The organism is Tsuneonella suprasediminis (assembly GCF_003605755.1).
Taxonomy (GTDB): Bacteria; Pseudomonadota; Alphaproteobacteria; order Sphingomonadales; family Sphingomonadaceae; genus Tsuneonella; species Tsuneonella suprasediminis.
In genome coordinates this window covers 223,569-237,608 of sequence record NZ_RAHJ01000022.1, presented here as the reverse complement: position 1 = coordinate 237,608, position 14,040 = coordinate 223,569, and the positions used below count along the sequence as shown (strand labels likewise).

At 61.0% G+C, this 14,040-nt stretch carries 15 protein-coding genes; 8 read left to right on the top strand and 7 right to left on the bottom strand.

Features of this window, described 5'->3' with window-relative positions; translation table 11 throughout:
- The first annotated feature begins 13 nt into the window (after positions 1 to 13).
- The 3 genes from D6858_RS15275 (at position 14) to D6858_RS15265 (ending at position 2,408) form a co-directional block, all read left to right on the top strand.
- Entirely contained in the window at positions 14 to 463 is a 450-nt protein-coding gene (locus D6858_RS15275) for a DUF2793 domain-containing protein (RefSeq protein ID WP_120112605.1), read from the top strand.
- Positions 464 to 659: 196 nt separating this feature from the next.
- Positions 660 to 1,784 carry an OmpA family protein gene (locus D6858_RS15270; RefSeq protein WP_120112602.1) on the top strand — a complete coding sequence of 375 codons (1,125 nt, stop codon included), beginning with the start codon at positions 660 to 662 and terminating at the stop codon, positions 1,782 to 1,784.
- Between the two features lie 93 nt (positions 1,785 to 1,877).
- The gene (locus tag D6858_RS15265) at positions 1,878 to 2,408 is read left to right on the top strand and encodes a superoxide dismutase family protein (protein ID WP_120112599.1); all 531 of its coding nucleotides are present in this window, start codon (positions 1,878 to 1,880) and stop codon (positions 2,406 to 2,408) included.
- Between the two features lie 28 nt (positions 2,409 to 2,436).
- On the opposite strand, the gene D6858_RS15260 is transcribed toward D6858_RS15265, so the two are convergent.
- From D6858_RS15260 to D6858_RS16235, 7 genes are all read right to left on the bottom strand, one after another.
- Positions 2,437 to 4,065 (bottom strand): MFS transporter, encoded by a 1,629-nt coding sequence (locus D6858_RS15260; protein WP_120112596.1) that lies wholly within the window; start codon positions 4,063 to 4,065, stop codon positions 2,437 to 2,439.
- 2 nt (positions 4,066 to 4,067) lie between these two features.
- Positions 4,068 to 4,766: a 7-cyano-7-deazaguanine synthase QueC gene (gene queC, locus D6858_RS15255; protein ID WP_120112593.1), complete on the bottom strand. Its 699-nt coding sequence runs from the start codon at positions 4,764 to 4,766 to the stop codon at positions 4,068 to 4,070.
- Positions 4,767 to 4,934: 168 nt separating this feature from the next.
- A complete protein-coding gene (locus D6858_RS15250; protein ID WP_120112590.1) occupies positions 4,935 to 5,321 on the bottom strand; it encodes a DUF3617 domain-containing protein in 387 nt (128 codons plus the stop codon).
- A gap of 129 nt (positions 5,322 to 5,450) precedes the next feature.
- Positions 5,451 to 6,344 carry an Hsp33 family molecular chaperone HslO gene (gene hslO / locus D6858_RS15245; protein ID WP_120112587.1) on the bottom strand — a complete coding sequence of 298 codons (894 nt, stop codon included), beginning with the start codon at positions 6,342 to 6,344 and terminating at the stop codon, positions 5,451 to 5,453.
- A 55-nt stretch (positions 6,345 to 6,399) separates the two neighbouring features.
- Positions 6,400 to 7,329 (bottom strand): ornithine carbamoyltransferase, encoded by a 930-nt coding sequence (gene argF / locus D6858_RS15240; RefSeq protein WP_120112584.1) that lies wholly within the window; start codon positions 7,327 to 7,329, stop codon positions 6,400 to 6,402.
- Positions 7,329 to 8,519 (bottom strand): aspartate aminotransferase family protein, encoded by a 1,191-nt coding sequence (locus tag D6858_RS15235; RefSeq protein WP_120112774.1) that lies wholly within the window; start codon positions 8,517 to 8,519, stop codon positions 7,329 to 7,331. Before D6858_RS15235 ends, argF begins: the two co-directional genes overlap by 1 nt.
- A gap of 131 nt (positions 8,520 to 8,650) precedes the next feature.
- Complete coding sequence (locus D6858_RS16235; protein ID WP_120112581.1) at positions 8,651 to 9,379, bottom strand: cold-shock protein; 729 nt, start codon at positions 9,377 to 9,379, stop codon at positions 8,651 to 8,653.
- A gap of 267 nt (positions 9,380 to 9,646) precedes the next feature.
- On the opposite strand from D6858_RS16235, the gene D6858_RS15225 reads away from it, so the two are divergent.
- From D6858_RS15225 to D6858_RS15205, 5 genes are read left to right on the top strand one after another with little or no spacing between them, the layout of a single operon-like run.
- Entirely contained in the window at positions 9,647 to 10,432 is a 786-nt protein-coding gene (locus tag D6858_RS15225) for a TerC family protein (protein WP_120112579.1), read from the top strand.
- A 7-nt stretch (positions 10,433 to 10,439) separates the two neighbouring features.
- Positions 10,440 to 10,877 carry a protein tyrosine phosphatase family protein gene (locus D6858_RS15220; RefSeq protein ID WP_120112577.1) on the top strand — a complete coding sequence of 146 codons (438 nt, stop codon included), beginning with the start codon at positions 10,440 to 10,442 and terminating at the stop codon, positions 10,875 to 10,877.
- A gap of 15 nt (positions 10,878 to 10,892) precedes the next feature.
- Entirely contained in the window at positions 10,893 to 11,288 is a 396-nt protein-coding gene (locus D6858_RS15215; protein ID WP_120112574.1) for a hypothetical protein, read from the top strand.
- A gap of 10 nt (positions 11,289 to 11,298) precedes the next feature.
- The gene (locus D6858_RS15210; protein WP_120112571.1) at positions 11,299 to 12,261 is read left to right on the top strand and encodes a sterol desaturase family protein; all 963 of its coding nucleotides are present in this window, start codon (positions 11,299 to 11,301) and stop codon (positions 12,259 to 12,261) included.
- Between the two features lie 33 nt (positions 12,262 to 12,294).
- A complete protein-coding gene (locus tag D6858_RS15205) occupies positions 12,295 to 13,881 on the top strand; it encodes a GMC family oxidoreductase (RefSeq protein WP_120112568.1) in 1,587 nt (528 codons plus the stop codon).
- The last annotated feature ends 159 nt before the right edge of the window (positions 13,882 to 14,040 follow it).

The following is a 14,040-nucleotide window of genomic DNA, read 5'->3' as shown; positions in this document are numbered from 1 at the left end:
AAGGATTGTGCCAATGCCCGATTTCACCGCCGCCACCCCACGCCACGGCTTACCGTATCTATACCCCGGCCAGTCGCAGAAAGAGGTTTTCGTCAATCAGGCGCACGCGATGATCGACGCCCTGCTCCATCCCGCAATTTCCGGCGAAGCGACATCACCGCCCGCCGATCCGGTTTCCGGCGAAGCGTGGCTTGTTGGCAACGGTGCCACGGGCGACTGGGCGGGCCACGTCGGTAAACTGGCCGTTTACCACACGGATCAGTGGCTGTTCTTCGCCCCGCGCGCCGGGATGCAATTGCTCGATACGCGCAGCGGGCAGCAGATCCGCTATACCGGCGAGTGGGAAAAACCCGCCGTTCCTCCTTTGCCGCACGGAGGGGAAGTGATCGATCGCGAGGCACGCGATACGTTGCAGATACTTATTGAAGCGATGAAGTCGGCCGGAATCTTTCCTGCAAACTAGCGGGAACTATTTGCAGATACGCCCGTTCGGGCTGCACATGGAGGGCAACAATCCTGTCTTTCTTCGATTATTAGGCACATGACCGATGCGTTCTTGCAACACTTGGTTTTGAATGCCTGCTTGCTCTCTCGCAAGCTAGGAGATAGGGGTTGGGTTCTTCGGTGGCTCAATATTCGCTGAAAAGGGGAATTGCATAATGCGGAAACTCGTCATCGGTATGGCGATGGCCTCCACGGCCCTTGCTATGCCTGCACTTGCACGAGACAATTCGTGGTACGTCGAAGTCGACGGCGGCCCGATGCTCGTGGAAGATATCGACTTCAACATCAGCGGCACGTCGAATGCCGCCAGCGCCAACTTTGACGCTGGTTACGATTTCGGCGGCGTGGTTGGCTACGACTTCGGCGGCATCCGCCTCGAAGCCGAAGGCAGCTATCGCGATGCCAGCGTCTCGGACCTGACGATCGGTAACCTCGGCGTCGCTTCGGGCACCAACACTACTGTTGCGGGCATTACCACCCCCGCAAACGGCAGTGCCAATGTCCTGAGCTTCATGGTCAACGCTCTGGCCGACTTCGGCGATGACGACGGCCTGCAGGGCTTCGTCGGTGCCGGTGCCGGTGTTGCACGTACTTCGTTCGACAACATCACCGTCAACAGCGCCGGACCGGGCTTTCTGGACGATTCCGACACCGGCCTCGCATGGCAGGTTCTGGCGGGCGTTCGCGCTCCGCTGACCGACCACTGGGATGTTGGCCTGAAGTATCGTTACTTCCAGACACAGGGCACCGACACGGTCGACACTCTGGGCCGCGACGTTTACGCCAAATGGCGTTCGCACTCGCTGCTCGGCACGCTGACCTACAACTTCGGTGGCAAGGAAGAAGTGGCTCCGCCGCCGCCGCCTCCCCCGCCGCCGCCGCCGCCGCCGCCGCCTCCCCCGCCGCCTCCGCCGCCTCCGGCACCGGTGTGCAACAAGGGCCCGTACATCGTGTTCTTCGAATGGGATAAGTCGGACATCACTCCTGAAGCTGCGTCGATCCTCGACAACGCCGTGTCGGCATACGCCAACTGCGGTAGCGCTTCTGTGATGCTGGCCGGTTACACCGACCGTTCGGGTACTGTGAAGTACAACCTCGGCCTCGCGGCACGTCGTAACGCTTCGGTTCGTTCGTACCTCTCGGGTCACGGCATTCCGGACGGTATGATTTCGAGCGAAGCCTTCGGTGAAGCGAACCCGCGCGTTCCGACCGCCGACGGCGTCCGCGAACTCCAGAACCGTCGTGTGGAAATCACCTACGGTCCGGGTTCGGGCATGTAATCTTCGGCATCAGCCGAATTTTCGAGAGGGGCCGGAGCAATCCGGCCCCTTTTTCGTTATGGTCATGGGCTTTCTAATTTTCGGAGGGAATTCATGACGATTTTGAAAACCGCAATCTGCGCCGGGGCGCTCGCTGTGTTGGGTGGCTGCACCACGATGCAGGATCTGCCGACCGAACGGATCGGCTCCGCCACCATCTCGCTGCCCAACGGAATGCCTGCTGGCACGGCACAATTGCTGGGCAGTGGCGACGGGGTCAGCGTAGCAGTGGCTCTGACTGGCATTCCCGCCGGGGACCACGGCATTCACCTGCACATGGTTGGCAAATGTACCGTACCCGATTTCACATCGGCAGGCGGCCACCTGAACCCGCAGGGCAAGGATCACGGATCAATGGCCGCGGGCGGCAAGCATCTGGGCGATCTGCCCAATATCGCCATCACCGGCAACGGCACCGGCACCCTGAACGCCAGACTGACCGGCACACGGCAGGAAGTTATCGATGCGATCTTCGATAGCGATGGCACCGCAATCGTCGTTCACGCCGATCCGGATGACAACATCACCAACCCGTCGGGCAATTCCGGTGCACGGATCGCCTGCGGGGTGTTCAAACGCTCGTAATCGACCTGGCCGGATCAATCCGGCCCGATCAATCCGGCTCGCCTGCCGCAACTGCGCGTTCGCGCACGGTTGCGGCGGATAGCGGCACCAGCCTGATCGCGACCAGCAGGCATATCAGACCGATCGGCACCAACCACATCGTCGACAGCACCCCATGCGACAGATTGTCGCCATTGGTGGCGGAAACCCAGCCCGCCATAAACGGCCCGAGCGCCAGCCCGACCAGCGTCGTCGCCAGGAAGAACGTGGCAGTCGCCACCCCCCGCATCCGCGGCAGAACCAGCGCCTGACTGGTCGCCGCCGCCGCGCCCAGAGCGCTGGCCGCAAGGAACTGCGCCAAAGCAGAACAGAGATAAAATACCGCCACCGTGCTGGTGGTGTAGCAGATCCAGATCACCGGCAACGGCGCCAGCAGGCCGAACAGCACCACGAACAGCCGACCCGCAGCATAACGGGCAAACAGGAAATCGGCCATGCGCCCCCCGGCAATCACGCCCAGAAAGCCTGCAACCGCCGCCGGGGCACCCAGCCACCAGCCCAGATCGGTCTTGTCGACCATGAACACGCGCTCTGCATAAGGGGCGCCCCAGTATGAACTGGCGTATGATACGAATGCGACGATGCCATAGCCCAATATGGTGCACATAAATGCGGGCGAACCCCATGTCAGGCGGAAGGTCGGCAAATCGCGCGCGCGCAGGGCCGTCGCCCAGCTGAATACCGCGTAATATCCCACGGCAAGGAACAGCCACTGATCGGATACCGCCGAAATGATCGATCCCCGGCCTGCATGGACAAAGATCGTCAGCAGGTAGGCCGCAACGGCGAAGAACGCGGCCCCCGCCAGATTGAATGCCAGCCCACCGATCCCGCGCCGTGCAGCGCCAATCACAGTGAACGGCGGAATGATTTGGTAGAGTTCTTCGAAGAAACCTCTGAACGGGCGCGGATCGCCCTTTGTCGGGATGCCATCGATCGCCCCGCGCACGGGCTCCCTCAGTGTCATCACCCACAATGCCAGCACCAGTCCGGGCAAGCCAACCGCGATAAAGGCAACCTGCCAGCCGGCCAGATCGAACGGTCCGCCATCGGGATAGGCCGTGTTCCAGCCATCCACGATCGCCCCGCCGATCAGCAACGAAATGCCTCCGCCGAGATACAGGCCTGAGGAATAGATCGCCAATGCCGTGGCGCGCAGGCGCGCGGGAAACCAGTCCGAAATCAGGGAATATGCCGATGGGCTGGCGGTCGCTTCGCCCACACCCACGCCGATTCGCGCGAATGTCAGCGCCGTGCCATTGCGCGCAAACCCGGACAACGCGGTCATCACCGACCATAGTGCAAGCCCGATGGTCATCAGCCGCACACGTTTCCAGCTATCGGCCAGTTTGCCCAACGGAATGCCGAACAGGGCGTAGAAAATGGCGAAAGCCGTGCCATAAAGGAAGCCGAGATAGGCGTCGTCCACCTGCAGGTCGGCTTTGATATCGTTGGCCAGAATGGACAGAATCTGCCGATCGACGAAGTTCAGTACATAAACCAGCACCAGAACGCCAAGGGCATACCAGCTATAGGCCGGAACCGATTGCTCCTCAGCAGTTGCAGTCGCGGATGCGCCGCCATTCTCGATCTTCAAATCGCCTCTCCCCTGCGGCATTGTCAGCCGCTTATGTAGGCTACCCTATCCTCTAATCCTGCATCCGCGAAGCCCTTTTGTCGCAAGCGGCAACTATCGCATTCGCCACAGGCCAGCCCATCGGGAGTCGGGTCGTAACACGACCACGACATGCCCGTATCCAGCCCCAACCGATACGCCTCACGCGCTATATCGGCCTTGCTCATATGCTGCAGCGGGGCGTGAATCGTGAACGGTCGCCCTTCGACGCCCTCTTTCGTGCCGAGCCGGGCGGTTTCGGCAAAGCTGGCAATGAATTCGGGACGGCAATCGGGGTATCCCGAATAATCGAGCGCGTTGACGCCGATGAAAATATCGTGCGCGCCTGCCGCCTCCGCACAGCCAACGGTCAGTGCCAGAAAGATGAGGTTGCGCGCAGGCACATAGGTGATCGGGATATCGTCCCCTACCCCCGCTTTGGGCACCGCGATATCGGCGGTGAGCGCCGATCCGCCGAACTTACGAAGGTCGAGCGGCAGAACGATATGCTGCTGCGCGCCAAGCGTGGAAGCAATGCGTTGCGCCGCCTCGATCTCTCGCCGGTGCCGCTGGCCGTAGTCAATCGTCAGCGCGTGGATCGCGAAGCCTCGTTCGCGCGCAATCGCCGCCGAAACCATTGAATCGAGGCCGCCCGACAGCAGCACAACGGCCACCGGTTCGCTGTAGGATGAAGAATCTGTCATGCAACGGGGCTAGGCCCAATGCTGCGCCTGCACAATGGCCTGATAGAGACGTCGCATCGTCCCGTGGGTGCGAGCCGGAGCTGGCAACCCGCCGCAATCGAGACCGCGCATCGATCGCTTCGCTACGTTCGCAAAGACGGACAGAGTTGAGTGGCGGGCAACAGGCCCCTATCGGCAGGCCCCCGTACGGCGCCCTTCGATTGCGAGGTCGAAGGGCCGCCCATCGGCAATGCCCTGCGTCGCAACCTGCACCAGCGTGGGCGTTTCACTGCGGATCGTGGTGCGGCCATAGCCGTTGCCACGGCAGGTATATTGCACCGTTACCGAACTGGCGCCGTTATCGACGACAAAGCGATTGCAAGGTGGCTGCCGATGCTTGATCTGAATCAGGTCGCGCCCGTTTTTGAGGCACAGCTGGCGCACTTCGCCCGATTTGCGATCGCGCAGTTCCCAGTTACCCGGCGTCAGATTGTCGAGCATCGTCAGCGCGGGCGCCTCAGCCGCAGCAGGCGTGAGAACGCCCCCGCCGGCCAGCAATGCCGCACCAATAAACACAGATCTTAGACCAACTGACGGCCTATATCGCATCGCTCGTTACTCCAGTTGAGGCCCGGCCAGAGCCTCACCAATGAACTATACCCGAATGGAGGTGGGGAACAATTCGCCCGCTTGCAAGGTCACAAATCAGACGGCAATCGGAAACACACGAGAGCAAAACGCACAGTCAACGTGAATTTTACCGTCGTCACCGCGCATCGATTCTCTCTCATCTTCCGGGAACCGCGCCAATATTTGACGATAGTGATCTTCGGAACAACGGCAGCCACGGTTAACTTGTGCGCCGGGATTTACCCGCACTTCGCTCTCTTCATGAAACAGCCGCCAGACAATTCCTTCCAGCGACAGCGCCGGATCGAGCAGTTCATCGTGCCGAATCGATCCGGCCATAACCGCGATATGCTCCCACTCCGGGTGATCGAGCCGGGCATGGAGACGCTCGCGCCCTTCCTCCCCGTCGGGCATATGCTGCACCAGCAGCCCCGCAGCGGTCGTGCCTGCGGTGCCCGAACGCACCGCCACGCGAATCAGCGTCGGCACCTGTTCGGACTGCGTAAAATAGGCCTCGCACGCGTCGGACAGCGATTCGCCTTCCAACGGCACGACACCCTGATAGCGCCCGTTGCCATCGGCCATATCGAATGTGATCGCGAGATAGCCTTTGCCAAACAGCGCGGACAGAGGCGGATTCGCGCCCAGTTCCGCCAGCCCCTCCGCATCGAAATCGACATACCCGCGCAGATCGCCATCGCGATAATCGCACACCAGCAGGCGGACCACGCCACCTTCGGTCTGCGCCTGCATCGTCACCTGCCCGCTTTCCTTATCGAGCAAGCCGCCAATCAGCGCCGCGACCACCAGCGCTTCGGCCAGCAAGTGAGTGATCGCCGGGGGATAGGAGTGCGCGGCAAGGATTTCGTCCAGCACACTATCGAGCCGCACCAGACGCCCGCGTGCATCGCGCGAAGGGATCGTAAAACCGAGGACTTGCCCGGCGAAGGTTTCTGCAGTGTTTTCCATCGCCGCGAATATGGGGGCTGCGCGGCCATTCGCAATCGCCGCGCAGCCGGATTGGTCAGAGCAGCCCCATGCTCCACAGCAGAACCGATTTCTGCCCATGAATGCGATTTTCGGCTTCGTCGAACACGACCGACTGGCCGCTTTCGAACACTTCTTCGCTCACTTCTTCCCCGATATGCGCGGGCAGGCAGTGAAGGAAGATCGCATCGGGCTTCGCGCGCGCCATCAGTGCGGCATTCACCTGATACGGGGCCATCGCCGCCAGCTTGGCATCGGCATGGGCCTGACCCATCGAAATCCACGTGTCGGTCACGATCACATCGGCGCCATCCGCTGCCGCGGCGGCATCGTTGGTCAGCGTCACCGTGCTGCCGCCATTGCGTGCCAGTTCGGCGAACTCGGCATCGGGCTCGTATCCTGCCGGAGTGGCAACGCGGACGTTGAAGCCCAGCAACCCTGCCGCTTCGAGGATCGAATGCAGCACATTGTTGCCATCCCCGAACCACGCCAGTTCCAGGCCGGCCAGCGATTTCCCGCGTTCTTCAATCGTCAGCAGATCGGCAACGATCTGGCACGGGTGCGACCGGTCGGTCAGTCCGTTGATGACCGGTACGGTCGCATTGGCCGCCATTTCACGGATCTTGTCGTGATCGTCGGTGCGGATCATGATCGCATCGACCATTCGGCTGAGCACGCGCGCGGTGTCGGCCACGCTTTCACCCCGCCCCAGCTGCATCGAACCGGCATCCATCACCATCGCGCTGCCGCCAAGCTGGCGCATCGCCATGTCGAAGCTGACGCGGGTGCGGGTGGAGTTCTTTTCGAAGATCATCGCGAGCACACGCCCGGCCAGCGGCGCGTCGCTGTCCACCTGCCCCTTGGGCCAGTCGGCACGGGCAGCCTTACGATCATGGCCGTCGCGCAGGATCGCCTTCAGTGCATCGGTGCCTGCATCAGACAGGTCGAGGAAGTGGCGGTATCCCATCACGCAGCCTCCGGCGGCTGATAGTCGGCGGCACCAGCCGACAGCTTATCGAAGAACTCGTCGATCTCTGCATCGCCAATCACCAGCGGAGGCAGGATGCGAAGGGTCTGATCGCCCGCCGCCACCGTCAACAACTGATGGTTATCGCGCAGATGCGCGTAGAACGGACGGCTTTCGACTTTCATCCGCAGGCCGAGCATCAGCCCCTTGCCACGCACGAAATCGAACAGATCGGGATAATTGCCAATGAACTGCTCAAGCCGGGCACGAATGCGTTCGCCCTTCTCGCGCACTTCGCTGAGAAATTCGTCGTTGGCCACAGCATCGAGCACGGCAGTACCTGCCGCCATCGCCAGCGGATTGCCGCCGTATGTCGATCCATGCGTGCCGATACCCATGCCGCGTGCGGCCCTTTCCGTCGCCAGACATGCGCCGAGCGGGAAACCGCCTCCGATGCCCTTGGCCGTGGCGAGGATATCGGGTTCGACCCCGTATTGCTCATAAGCATAGAGCGTTCCGGTCCGGGCGACGCCGCACTGCACTTCATCGAATACCAGCATCAGATCGTGTTCGTCACACAGCGCACGCAGGCCTTTGATGAATTCGTCGGACGCGGGGCGAATGCCCCCTTCGCCCTGAATCGGTTCGACGAGGAACCCCGCGGTGTTCGGCCCCATCAGCGCCTTGGCGCTGTCGAGGTCGTCGAACTCGGCATATTTGAACCCGGCGAGCAGGGGCATGAAGCCCTTGTGCATCTTCTCCTGATTCGAGGCGCTGATCGTCGCCATCGTCCGCCCGTGGAAGGCGTTGGTGAACGTGATCAGCTCATACTTGTCATCATTGCCCACGCTTTGGTGATAGGCCCGCGCGGTCTTGATCGCCGCTTCAACAGCCTCGGCCCCCGAATTGGTGAAGAATACCGTGTCGGCGAAAGTCTTGTCCACCAGCCGCTGGGCCAGTGCTTCACCCTGCGGGCTACCGTAAAGGTTCGATACGTGCATCAACGTTTCGGCCTGTTTCTGGATCGCACCGATCAGACCGGGATGGCTGTGACCAAGCAGATTGACGGCAATGCCGCTGGCGAAATCGAGATAACGCGTGCCGTCTTCGTCGATCAGGTGGCAATGTTCACCGCGCACGGGGCGCACGCCGCACCGGGGATAAACGGGCATGAGCGGAGTGATCGACATCGGCATAATCCTTCAACCAGAAACGAACGAGAGATTTGAAACGACAAATGGCGGCCCCGTGAAGGGCCGCCATTCGCACCGTGTAGGCAGTTGCATTGCTACGGTCAAACAGACCGCAACGCCGCCGGCAATCAATCCTGAACGGGCACCAGGTTAACCGCCGAATGCTTGCCTCGTCGGTCGACTTCGAGGTCGAACTCGAACCGGTCGCCTTCGTTGATCGAAGACAGACCAGAGCGTTCAACCGCAGAAATGTGAACGAATGCATCGGGTTGGCCATCGTCGCGAACGAGGAAACCGAAACCCTTGACCGCGTTGAAGAATTTAACCGTGCCGGTTGCCTTCTCGCCAGTCAGTTCGCGACGCGGTTTTTCCGGAGCGCTGCTGCTGCTGCTGCTGCTGGTAACCGGAATTACGTCACCGACGATCTGAAGATCCTGAGCGGAAACTTTGCCACCGCGATCGACGAGGTTGAATTCCAGCTCCTGCCCTTCGGCCAGCCCTTCCAGACCGGCACGTTCGACTGCGGAAATGTGCACGAACACATCTTCACCGCCAGTTTCCTGGGCAATGAAGCCGAAGCCTTTCTGGCCATTGAAGAACTTCACCGTGCCTTTACCGGTGCCGACAACTTGCGGGGGCATGCGGTTGAAACCGCCACCACCGCCGCCGCCGCCCGGACGGCCACCGCCGCCACCGCCACCGAAACGATCACCGCCGCCGCCGCCGAAGCGGTCACCGCCACCGAAATTGTCGCGAGGAGGAAAACTGTCCGGCCCCCCGCCGAACGGATCGAAGTTGTCCTCGCCGAAACCATCGCGTTTGTCCCGGCCGCGACGGCGCCCTCTGTCATAACCCATAGTCTAAAACGTACCTTCGCACTTTAACCGCCCCACAACTCCCCCCCGACGGCGCGGACGGAACGCGCCGGGCCGACACGATTCGCTCCGAAGAACAATGCACGCCGGTCAATCAATGTAGGTTCATAGCGCATACCAAAGTGTTAAGCGAACATTTTGATTAACTGGCCCGTCCCAACAGAAAATTTGTCGCATCATCACAATCCTGCGGTTGGCCGGTACAGCGATTCTTGCCAGCGGGAGCGAGTGTTGCCATTGAAGCAGGCAATGGATCTTCTTGCTCTCCTATCCGACCCCGCGGCATGGCTCGCACTGCTCACCCTGATCGCACTGGAGGTGGTTCTCGGGATCGACAATCTCGTATTTATCGCCATTCTTTCCAATAAGTTACCTGAACATCAGCAGACTCGCGCGCGGCGGATCGGCCTGTCGCTGGCACTGATAATGCGAATCGCCTTGCTGATGCTGATCGGCTGGCTGGTGACATTGCAAACACCGCTGTTCGACCTTGGGTTGCAAGGCGCGCCCGGCCCATATGGCGAACCAACGTTCGAGACCGCATTTTCAGGGCGCGACCTCATTCTGCTGGCCGGTGGCCTGTTCCTGTTGTGGAAGGCCACCAAGGAAATTCACCACTCGATGTCGCCCGAAGACGAATCGGACGACCTGCTCGACAAGACACCGGCGAAAGCTGTCGCTCAACTCACATTCGGCAGCGCTATCGCTCAGATCATCGCACTCGACCTGGTATTTTCTATCGATTCGATCCTCACTGCCGTGGGCATGACCGATGAAGTGCCGATCATGGTCACCGCCGTGGTTATCACTGTCACGATCATGCTGTTCGCTGCCGATCCATTGGCGCGATTTATCGAAAACAACCCGACACTGGTCATGCTGGCGCTGGCGTTTCTGGTGATGATCGGGTTCGTTCTGATCGCCGATGCGTTCGGGTTCCACGTACCCAAAGGCTATATTTACGCGGCGATGGGTTTTTCGGTCGCAGTCGAAGGGCTGAATATGGCCCAGCGCAAACGCCGCCAGAAGGGATAAGACATACATGGCCCAATTTCGCCGCCTGTCCGATACGATGCTTGCGAGCCCGCAGATCTCGGTTGCCGATGTATCCGATGCGCTCGCACAGGGTGTGACGCTGATCATCAACAACCGGCCGGAAGGTGAGAGCGACGATCAGGTGCCCGGCCCGCAGATAGAGGCTGCGGCGCGCGCGGCAGGGATCGACTATGTCGCAATCCCGATCACGCATTCCGGCTTCAGCGCCCCGCAAGTCGATGCGATGGCCGAAGCGCTAGCACGAGCCAGCGGGCAGGTGCTCGGTTATTGCCGTTCGGGCACTCGCTCCACTCTGCTGTGGGCACTCGCGCAAGCGAAGGCGGGGGAAAGCCCCGATGCCATCGCCGCTGCCGCTGCCGACGCGGGATACGACGTGTCGCCCATTCGCGGCGCGATGGATGCGCTGGCTGGCGCCGCGCACTGATCCCGGCATCAGACGATGGCCATGCAACTGGTCCAGTTCGTTGGGTCGTTAGCAGCCATCCTGCTGCTTGCCTTCATCGCGCACAAGCTGGGGCTTGGCGGCGATATCCGCATTCGCGATACCGATCAGGCCCGCGCATTGGCGAACGAAACGGTCGATGGCTTCGATCCGGTAGAGATTTCCATCGATCGCGCGGGATATGGGGCGCTGCTGCGTGATGCCGACGGGCGTGTGCTGCTGCTGCGCCGCCATGGCGCACGCTTTGTCGGGCGCCTGCTCGATAGCCATGCCAAATCCCGGCTCGACCAACAATTCATCACGATCGGTACACACGAAAAGCGCTTCGGCACGGTCACGCTCGATCTCGGCCCTCAGGCTCAGGCCTGGGCAGCAAGCCTGCGGCGGCTATAAGGCAGATACGATGCCCGATTTTTCACCTGTCGATTATGCCGTGCCTGGCTTTGTTCTGCTGGTCCTGATCGAAATGATCTGGGCCTGGAAGGTACGGCGCGAGGCATACGAAGCAAAGGATACGCTTACCAGCCTCGGACTGGGGCTGGGCAGCACGGCGGCGGGCGTCCTGCTGGGTGGCATCGCACTGGCGGCATTCGTTTATACCTACCAGTTCCGTCTGTTCGATATCGGCTGGACATGGTGGGCGTGGATCGCCTGTTTTGTGCTCGACGATCTGGCCTATTACTGGATTCACCGGACGGGGCATCGTGTACGCTGGTTCTGGGCGAGCCACGTGAATCATCATTCCAGCCAGCATTACAACCTGTCGACTGCGTTACGGCAAACCTGGACCGGGGCGCTGACGCTGGGCTTTGCTTTCAAGCTGCCGCTGGTGCTGATCGGATTTCCCCCTGCGATGATCGCGGTGGTGGCCGGGTTCAACCTGATCTACCAGTTCTGGATTCATACGGAAGCAATCGAAAGGCTGCCGCGCTGGTTCGAAGCGGTGATGAACACGCCGAGCCACCACCGGGTGCACCATGCCACCAATCCGCGCTATCTCGACCGAAACTACGCGGGGGTCTTCATCGTGTGGGATCGGATGTTCGGCACATTCGAACCCGAAGTATTGCCCCGTGAAGGGGGTGAACCGATCCGTTATGGTATCGTCAAACAACTCGGCAGTTTCAATCTGTTGCACGCCGTCTTCCACGAATGGGTGGCGATGCTGGGCGATATCTGGCGAGCACCATGGCGGCACAAGCTATCATATCTTCTTCGCCCACCCGGCTGGAGCCACGACGGCAGCCGGGAAACATCGGACACGATGCGCGAACGCTGGCTGGCGCGACAGGCGCAGCAGGAAACGGCAACGCCAAAGCAAGTTTCATCTGAAAACCCGATTGCAGGGACTCGCGAAGCCGCCTAACCCTTGTCTCCAGATAAAAAAGGAGCCTTGGGAATGGATGAGTTCGACGTCATCGTAATCGGCGGCGGCAGCGGCGGCAGTGCAGTTGCCGGGCGACTGGCGGAAGCGGGCAAGCGCGTGTGCCTGCTGGAAGCAGGACCGCGCAACGATAACATGTTTATCAAGACGCCGGGGTTCATGCCCTTCATCCGCAATGCCTCCAACTATCGGTACGATACGGTTCCGCAGAAGGGGCTGAAAGGGCGCATCGGTTATCAGCCGCGCGGGCGCGGGCTTGGTGGGTCGAGTGCCATTAACGCGATGATCTATATCCGCGGCAACCGCTGGGATTACGATAACTGGGCCGCGCTCGGCTGCGACGGGTGGAGTTACGACGACGTGCTGCCCTATTTCAAGCGGGCGGAACACAATGTGCGCGGTGAGGACGAATACCACGGGGCCCGTGGCCCGTTGTGGGTCAGCGATCAGAAGTACTGCAATCCCGGCAGCCACGCCTTCGTCGATGCGGCGACGCAACTGCAGCTTCCCCACAATGCCGATTTCAACGGCGCGAAACAGGAAGGTTTCGGGCTGTATCAGGTAACCCAGAAAGATGGTGAGCGCTGGTCGGCAGCCCGCGCCTATGTCGAACCGCTCCGTAGCAGTCACAATCTGGATATCCGTATCGGGGTGACAGTGCAGCGGATCGAGATATCCGAAGGCCGCGCGCGCGGGGTGACTTATACTGTCGCAGGCAAAGAACGCACGCTGTCGGCCCGCGGTGGCGTTGTGCTGTCGGCGGGCGCGTTCAATTCGCCGCAGATCATGATGCTGTCAGGTATCGGCCCGGCAGCGCATCTCAAGGAACACGGGATTGATGTGCTGGCCGATATGGCCGCTGTCGGTTCGGACCTGCAGGATCACCCCGACTACGTATCGAGCTGGGAAACGGACAATACCGATTTCATCGGCACCAGCCTGAAAGGCAGTGTGCGGATGGTGAAGGCCATCGTCGAACACCGCCGTAAGCGCACCGGCATCATGACCACGCCCTACGCCGAGGCTGGGGGTTTCTGGAAAGTGATGAACGATGCGCCTGCGCCTGATGTCCAGTGGCACTTCGTCCCGGCCATGCTGGAAGATCACGGACGGCAAAGCGTAAAAGGCCACGGCTTCTCGCTTCATGCCTGCGTACTGCGCCCCGAAAGCCGGGGAACCGTGCGGCTGGCCAGCAACGATGCCGACGATGCGCCGCGGATCGATCCCAACTTTCTCGACGACGAACGCGATATGGCGACTTTGCGTGCAGGGGTGCGGCTATCGCACCGCATCGTCGATGCGCCGGCAATGGCCGTCTACAATCCGCAGGATCGCTACCCCGTCGATCTCGACGATGACGATGCACTGGACGATCTCATCCGCAGCCGCGCGGATACCGTCTATCACCCTGTCGGCACATGCCGGATGGGCAGCGATCCCGACAGCGTCGTCGACCCGCAGCTCAAAGTGCGCGGTATCAATGGTCTGTGGATCGCCGATGCATCGATCATGCCGCGGCTGGTCAGCGGCAACACCAACGCGCCCAGCATCATGATCGGTGAAAGATGCGCGGACCTCGTGAAGGCGGAGCTGAAGCACTAACCACGTGGTATTGCGCCAGATGGCCCGCCGTTGGCGGGCCACAAGCCACATGAGCCCAAAGCAAAGGCATAAAGGTTTCTAGGTGTGGCCCCATAATCAGCCCACAAAAAAGAGGCCGGAGCGGCTGGCTCCGGCCTTGTAAAGGTGTTGTTCGCAGGA

What these genes read in the sequence shown, in the direction of transcription:
- D6858_RS15275 (WP_120112605.1), top strand. Translation starts at nt 14, where the DNA reads ATGCCCGATTTCACCGCCGCCACCCCACGCCACGGCTTACCGTATCTA.
- D6858_RS15270 (WP_120112602.1), top strand. Translation starts at nt 660, where the DNA reads ATGCGGAAACTCGTCATCGGTATGGCGATGGCCTCCACGGCCCTTGCT.
- D6858_RS15265 (WP_120112599.1), top strand. Translation starts at nt 1,878, where the DNA reads ATGACGATTTTGAAAACCGCAATCTGCGCCGGGGCGCTCGCTGTGTTG.
- D6858_RS15260 (WP_120112596.1), bottom strand. Translation starts at nt 4,065, where the DNA reads ATGCCGCAGGGGAGAGGCGATTTGAAGATCGAGAATGGCGGCGCATCC.
- queC (WP_120112593.1), bottom strand. Translation starts at nt 4,766, where the DNA reads ATGACAGATTCTTCATCCTACAGCGAACCGGTGGCCGTTGTGCTGCTG.
- hslO (WP_120112587.1), bottom strand. Translation starts at nt 6,344, where the DNA reads ATGGAAAACACTGCAGAAACCTTCGCCGGGCAAGTCCTCGGTTTTACG.
- argF (WP_120112584.1), bottom strand. Translation starts at nt 7,329, where the DNA reads ATGGGATACCGCCACTTCCTCGACCTGTCTGATGCAGGCACCGATGCA.
- D6858_RS15235 (WP_120112774.1), bottom strand. Translation starts at nt 8,519, where the DNA reads ATGTCGATCACTCCGCTCATGCCCGTTTATCCCCGGTGCGGCGTGCGC.
- D6858_RS16235 (WP_120112581.1), bottom strand. Translation starts at nt 9,379, where the DNA reads ATGGGTTATGACAGAGGGCGCCGTCGCGGCCGGGACAAACGCGATGGT.
- D6858_RS15225 (WP_120112579.1), top strand. Translation starts at nt 9,647, where the DNA reads ATGGATCTTCTTGCTCTCCTATCCGACCCCGCGGCATGGCTCGCACTG.
- D6858_RS15220 (WP_120112577.1), top strand. Translation starts at nt 10,440, where the DNA reads ATGGCCCAATTTCGCCGCCTGTCCGATACGATGCTTGCGAGCCCGCAG.
- D6858_RS15215 (WP_120112574.1), top strand. Translation starts at nt 10,893, where the DNA reads ATGGCCATGCAACTGGTCCAGTTCGTTGGGTCGTTAGCAGCCATCCTG.
- D6858_RS15210 (WP_120112571.1), top strand. Translation starts at nt 11,299, where the DNA reads ATGCCCGATTTTTCACCTGTCGATTATGCCGTGCCTGGCTTTGTTCTG.
- D6858_RS15205 (WP_120112568.1), top strand. Translation starts at nt 12,295, where the DNA reads ATGGATGAGTTCGACGTCATCGTAATCGGCGGCGGCAGCGGCGGCAGT.